The sequence below is a fragment of the Rhodococcus sp. ENV425 genome (genome assembly GCF_002887785.1).
GTDB classification, from domain to species: Bacteria; Actinomycetota; Actinomycetes; order Mycobacteriales; family Mycobacteriaceae; genus Rhodococcus; species Rhodococcus aetherivorans.
The window spans coordinates 1-6,016 of record NZ_PCZU01000286.1 but is presented as its reverse complement, the minus strand read 5'-3'; the positions used below and the strand labels follow the sequence as shown (position 1 = coordinate 6,016).

The 6,016-nt window shown below is 70.6% G+C and carries 5 protein-coding genes and 1 pseudogene; 4 read left to right on the top strand and 2 right to left on the bottom strand.

Annotation, left to right across the window (positions count from 1 at the left end; genetic code table 11):
- Positions 1-303: pseudogene (locus CQZ88_RS31995) on the bottom strand (translation initiation factor); the annotation flags it as partial.
- A 145-nt stretch (positions 304-448) separates the two neighbouring features.
- Between CQZ88_RS31995 and CQZ88_RS27360 the strand changes: the two are divergent.
- Entirely contained in the window at positions 449-1,483 is a 1,035-nt protein-coding gene (locus CQZ88_RS27360; RefSeq protein WP_006930347.1) for an adenylate/guanylate cyclase domain-containing protein, read from the top strand.
- A 192-nt stretch (positions 1,484-1,675) separates the two neighbouring features.
- Positions 1,676-2,617 (top strand): diiron oxygenase, encoded by a 942-nt coding sequence (locus CQZ88_RS27355; protein ID WP_102800582.1) that lies wholly within the window; start codon positions 1,676-1,678, stop codon positions 2,615-2,617.
- Positions 2,618-2,702: 85 nt separating this feature from the next.
- Here CQZ88_RS27355 and CQZ88_RS27350 read toward each other — a convergent pair whose 3' ends face one another.
- Positions 2,703-3,629 carry a DUF5996 family protein gene (locus CQZ88_RS27350; protein ID WP_006930350.1) on the bottom strand — a complete coding sequence of 309 codons (927 nt, stop codon included), beginning with the start codon at positions 3,627-3,629 and terminating at the stop codon, positions 2,703-2,705.
- A 249-nt stretch (positions 3,630-3,878) separates the two neighbouring features.
- Here CQZ88_RS27350 and CQZ88_RS27345 point away from each other — a divergent pair, with 249 nt between their 5' ends.
- Both CQZ88_RS27345 and CQZ88_RS27340 read left to right on the top strand, forming a co-directional pair.
- Positions 3,879-4,991, top strand: coding sequence for a glutamate--cysteine ligase (locus CQZ88_RS27345; protein WP_043802883.1), 1,113 nt, complete (start codon positions 3,879-3,881; stop codon positions 4,989-4,991).
- Between the two features lie 174 nt (positions 4,992-5,165).
- Positions 5,166-5,678, top strand: coding sequence for an OsmC family protein (locus CQZ88_RS27340; RefSeq protein ID WP_006930353.1), 513 nt, complete (start codon positions 5,166-5,168; stop codon positions 5,676-5,678).
- Positions 5,679-6,016: the final 338 nt, after the last annotated feature.

Sequence of the window (6,016 nt, the reverse complement as noted above, 5' to 3'; positions counted from 1 at the left end):
GGGGCGCGGGGTCGATCGATCCGCGGCCTTGCGGACCGGCTTCGACGGCTCCTTCGTCAGACGCAGCTCCTCGGCCTCGAAGGGCAGCTCGTCGTCGACGCCCTTGGGACGGACGGTGACCGTGCGGCCCGCCACCGACACCGCCCGGGCCGACGCGCCCGGGGCGATGCCCAGGCTCGTAATGCCCTCGATGAGATAGACGGTGGCGCGGCGACCGTCCGCGACGGCGGTGGACAGCTCGGCGAGCTGCTCGTCGGTGAGATGATCCGGGCCGGTTGTGCCGGCTCGTCTGCGGGGCGGCATGCCACGTCCTTTCGGGCTGGGTGGTGCAGGAGGCGCGATCACTGTCGCACACAGGTGCGACACTCTCGCGGATTCGTTGCGCGCCCGAACCGAGGTGGGCCATGCTGGGTCGGCCGGTCACGTTCGGCGGCCGGGAAGGAGCGACGTGAGCGCGTCGGAGCAACCGGAGCTCGAGCCCGAGCTCCTGCAGGCCGTGCAGGCCGAACTCGAGCGGACCCTGCTCGGCGGCGAGCGTCGCTACACCCAGCGGGAGAGCGCCGACCTGGCCGGGGTGGACTTCGAACGCGCCCAACGGCTCTGGCAGGCGCTCGGATTCACCGTGGATCCGGACCCGGACGCGCGGACCTTCACGGACGGTGACGTCGCGGCGCTGCGGAACATCGACGCGATCGTGGCGAGCGGCGCCCTGCACCCCGACCTGGAACTGGCGGCCGCGCGGTCGCTGGGACAGTCCATGTCGCGGCTGGCCGAGTGGGAGGTGGCCCTGATGAACACCCACATCCTCGATCGGCTCGAGACCGAGTACACCGGGACCACCCCCTCCGAGCGGGAGATCCGGTCGTTCGTCGACGAACTGCTGCAACGGGTCCTGCCCCTGACCGAGACCTTGCAGCTGTACGTGTGGCGCCGGCACCTGGCGGCAACGACGGGACGCAACGTGGTGCGGGCCGGGGGCGAGTCGGCCGGCCGGGTCCTGGTCGTCGGCTTCGCCGACATGGTGGGGTACACGCGCCTGACCCGCCGGATCGACGCCGACGAGCTCAACGACCTGCTCGAGGACTTCGAGTCGACCGCGACGGGGATCGTGACCCAGGGCGGCGGCTGGGTGATCAAGACCGTGGGCGACGAGGTGATGTTCGCCGCCGAGGATCCGGCGGACGCCGCACGGATCGCGCTGGCGCTGCAGGAGTCGTCCGGCTCCCGTCCCGACGCCCCGGATCTCCGGGTGGGTATGGCGCAGGGGCCGGTGCTGGCCCGGTTCGGGGACGTGTTCGGGTCGGCGGTCAACATCGCGGCGCGGCTGACCGGTGCCGCGCGGCCGGGAACGGTGCTGGTCGATTCGACCCTCGCCGGCGTGCTCGACGGCGACGACCGTTTCCGGCTGCGTCCCCTGCGCGCGCTGCGGGTCAAGGACTTCCACCGGCTGCGGCCGTCGGTGCTGCGTCCGCCTCAGGACTGAGCGGTGCCCGTGCCCGACGGGTTCGCGGCGGGCACGTCGTCGACGATCCGCCCGCATGCGTCGCGGCCCGTGCTGGCGGGCGCGGTGCCGTGCGCGTGGTGGCCCGGGCCGGAAGTCACCGTTGTGCGACGGCGGCCGTCGAGGTAACCTCGGATTAACAGTTACCAGTCGTCACACTAAAAAGGTGGAGACATGACCGCATCGCTCACCCGCCCGTCGGAAGCCGAGAGCACGGGCTTCGTCCCCGGCGTCCCGCTCTCCGACCGCGAGGAGACGGCGCAGCGCCTGCTCGCCTCGTCGGCCCGCAAGTCCTACGACCCGACGGTCGAGGTCGACTGGGAGGCCCCCGTCCCCGCCGACAAGTACGGAATGACCCCCGAGTGGAGCACGCTGTACGGCACCGCGCTGTGGGACGAGATGACCGAGGAACAGCGCATCGAGCTGACCAAGCACGAGGCCGCGAGCGTCTCGAGCGTGGGTCTGTGGTTCGAGATCCTGCTCATGCAGATGCTGCTGCGCGACGTCTACAACCGCGACAAGCACTCCCGACACGTCCAGTTCGCCCTCACCGAGGTCGCCGACGAATGCCGTCACTCCGTCATGTTCGGCCGCGCCGGCGAGCGCCTCGGCATGCCGGACTACGGTCCCGCCCGCTACATCCACCGCCTCGGCCAGCTGTGGGGCGGATTCTTCCGGGGCGCCAACGCCTACGCGAGCGTCATGGCCGCCGAGGAGATCCTGGACATGATGCAGCGCGACTTCATGCGCGACGAACGCGTCCAGCCGGTCACGCGCACGGTCAGCAAGATCCACGTTCTCGAGGAGGCCCGGCACATCCGGTTCGCCCGCGAGGAGGTCGCGCGCCGCCTGGCCGGCGCGAGCCGCACCCGCCTACAGTTCGAGCGCATCAACACCGCCGTGACCGTGTACTTCGTGGTCAAGAGCATGATCCACCCCGACGTGTACAGCAACGCGGGCGTCGACCGCGACCGGGCAATCGCCGAGGCCCGGAACAACACCCACTACCACGACCGCGTGCGCAAGTCCGGCGCCAAGCTGATGACGTTCCTCGACAGCGTCGGCCTGATCGGCGGTCCGTCGAAGATCCTCTACAAGAAGGTCCATCTCCTCTGAGCCGCCGACTCGGAGGTCGCGCGAGCTCGTGGGGTCTCGCGCGACCCCGCCCGGCCGTCGGGCCGCCCGGATTCGTCGAACGTGCTCACTGCGGTCGACGCTCGAGGTAGGCCCGATCCCAGTGGCCGAGCTCGGCGGCTGCCTCATAGGTGCTGCGCAGGAACCGCAGCAGTTCCGCGTCGGGGTCGGCGGCGGTCCGCACCGCCTCGTACGGCAACAGGAACTCACCCAGCTCGGCGGAGTAGTAGGCGGCGTCCGGGCGCACCGGATGCGCGGCGAAGCCCTCCGGTGCGGGGTAGGCGTAGGAATAGAAGGCCCCTTCGTCCGCACCGCCGGGCCAGAATCCGCAGCTGCTGAGCTCGTGCGAGTACGCCTCGGTCATCACCCAGTCGGCACAGTTGGGGATTCCTCCGGGGTGCGGTGGCGCGGTGCGTCCGGAGAAGCGGGTACAGGCGAGATCCATCGCGCCCCAGAAGAAGTGCACCGGACTGACCTTGCCGAGGAAGTCCCCTCGGAACTCGTGGAGGATGCGGTCGGCGTGTAGCAGTTGCCGCCAGAAGAGGTGGGCCGCATCGGGGTCGTACGTGTTGTGCTCGCGGTCCTGCGCGAACGGGATCGCCGGATCCACCTCGTTGGGGGTGCCCTGGATTCGCGTGGCGATGCCCAACTCGTCCAGGGCGCCCAGAGTGCGGGAGTAGAAGTCCGCCACCGATTGTGCGGTGAGCGGGACGAAACGGCTGCCGCCGTCGCTCGAGCGGATGTGCAGGCGGTGCTCGCAGAAGTCGAACTCGACGTCGAAGGCGGCGTGCCGGTAGGGGATCGACGAGGTGCCCAGCCCGCGTGGAGTGACATACAGCGTCGCCTGCCACCAGTGGTTGACCATCGGCGCGTGGGCCAGCCGGATCTTGCCGACGATCTGCAGCCACATGTGCAGGGTGTCCCGGGTCGCGGCCCAGTCGGCCGTCCGCAGAGTCGGCCACGCCCCTCCGGGAACCGGTGTCGATTCGTTCACTACGCCTCCCACGGTCCGGGAATCGACCCTACTCGGCCGGACCGCCGGCCGGGGCGCTGTCGACGGGATTCTCCGCTCCGGCCGAGGCACCGGTCCTGTGCGCGTTCGTCGCCCGCGGAGCCGGGGAGGGCCGTACTGTGCGGGCGGCGACGCACGCCGATCGGCAAACCCGGATTCGTGCAAGTGCTGCAGCACCGTCACCGGCGGCGCAGAATTCAGGTACGAACCGCGAGTCCCGCCGGGAGCACCATGGCCACATCGTCCGACCTCCCCACGGTGGGGGTCGAGGAGGAGTTCCTCCTCGTCGACGCGGAAACCGGGGAACCCGCCGTCAACAACTCCGAGGTCGTCGCGCAGGCCCGCGACCTCGGCGTGGAACTGCAGTACGAGCTGGACCGGTGTCAGGTCGAAACGGCGTCGGACGTGTGCCACGACGCCCTCGAGCTGTACACCGACCTGTCCACCCGGCGGTCCCTGGTCGCCGAGGCCGCCCGCCGCTGCGGCTCCCGGCTGGTGGCGGTCGGTGTCCCGGTCGTCGGGTCGCGCGAGCTGCCGGTCACGGCGAAGCCGCGCTACCTGCGCATGGAACGCGTCTTCGGCATGCTGGCCCGGGAACAGGGCATCTGCGGCTGTCACGTGCACGTGGCCGTGCCGGATCGCGCCACCGCCGTGCAGGTGAGCAATCATCTCCGGCCGTGGCTGCCGTCCCTGCTGGCGCTGTCGGCCAACTCCCCGATCCACCGCGGCGTCGACACCGGGTACGCGAGCTGGCGCTCGATCCTGTGGTCGCGCTGGCCGAGCGCCGGTCCGCCACCGTACTTCTCGTCCCTCGAGGAGTACGACCGCACCGTCGCGGCGATGCTGGAGTGCGGCAGCATCCTCGACAAGGCGATGGTCTACTGGGACGTCCGCCCGTCGACCAATTTCCCCACCGTCGAGGTGCGGGTGTGCGATGTCCCCTCGACCGTCGCCGAGACGGTCCTCGTGGCCGTCCTCGTCCGCGCTCTGGTGCTCACCGCTCTGCGTGCCCTCGATGCCGGCCGCATCGCCGAGCCGTTCTCCTCCGAAGTGCTGCGGGCCGCGTACTGGCGCGCGGCGCACGACGGGCTGCCCGGTGACGGCATCGACCTTCCGTCGACCGCCCGTCGCCCGACCGCGCACCTGCTCCGGGCGATGATCGAGCACGTCCGGCCGGCCCTCGAGGACCTCGACAGCTACCAGCACGCCCGCGAGGGCCTGCACACCGTGCTGGCGTGCGGCAACGGGGCCGTCCGGCAGCGGCAGGTGCTCTCGGCCGGCGGCACCGCCCGGGACGTGATCGCCCGGCTGGCCGAACTGACGCCCGCCGGGTGCCCCCACTGAGCCGCGGAACACACGCACCTATCCCTAGCTTTCCGGTCGGGAATTGGTTACGGTCTGCGCCGTGCTCCTGCTGACCCGTCGCCGCCACATCGACTTCGCCCGCACGGCGACGTCCACGTGTCCGTGCCCGTAGGCCCGTCTCTCCCCCGAACCGACTGTCGAGGAAGCACATTCATGACCACTGCTCCGTCCACCCACCTGCGCGCCGTCGTCGACACGAATCGTGAGGCGATCGCCGACGACCCCACCCGGGCTCACGCCGTCTTCCGCGCCGAAGCGCACGGGCACGACGCCGTCGCCAGCACCGTCGCCCTCGGCAGGTTCAGCGTCGAGGTCGACGAACCGCCGGCCCTGGGCGGGGAGAACACCGCGCCGAACCCCGTCGAGTACTACCTCGCCTCGCTGCTGTCCTGCCAGGTGGTGACCTACCGCGTCTGGGCGGAGCGGCTCGGGATCCGCGTCGACGACATCTCGGCGCGCGCCGAGGGCGATCTGGACGTGCGCGGGTTCTTCGGCTTCGACGACGTCCGCCCCGGATTCGGGGAGGTGCGGGTCGCCGTCACGCTGTCGGGACCGGAGCCGCGCGAACGCTACCTCGAACTGCAGGAAGCGGTGGACGCCCACTGCCCCGTCCTCGATCTGACGCGCAACCCCACCCCGGTGCGGACCGTGGTCGAGATCGCGTGAATTCCGGGGAGCGCTGGTCGGCGCCCCGCACAACAGATAGTGTCGGGCGCGTGAGCCGGACACGAATGCAGGCAATGCCGGGGCCTTCCGCCCGCTGCCGGGCCGTGCGCATGTGTATCTGCGGGTGTCCGGCCGCCTGACCGGCCGCACCCGGACCTCGCCCGTATCGGGCATCCCGATTGTGCATCCGACGTGGCGTTCCCCGTGTCGAGTCCCGCGCGGGAACCGTCACGTCACCTCGAGACGATTGTCGAACGAAAGACGGAGCAGCAACCCATGAGCGAAACCCCCGCAACCGATCCCGCCGCCGGCTGGAGCTTCGAGACCAAGCAGATCCA

Bases quoted from the DNA above. Each gene is read 5' to 3' on its own strand.
- CQZ88_RS27345 (WP_043802883.1), top strand. From the start codon at position 3,879: ATGGCCACATCGTCCGACCTCCCCACGGTGGGGGTCGAGGAGGAGTTC.
- CQZ88_RS27355 (WP_102800582.1), top strand. From the start codon at position 1,676: ATGACCGCATCGCTCACCCGCCCGTCGGAAGCCGAGAGCACGGGCTTC.
- CQZ88_RS27340 (WP_006930353.1), top strand. From the start codon at position 5,166: ATGACCACTGCTCCGTCCACCCACCTGCGCGCCGTCGTCGACACGAAT.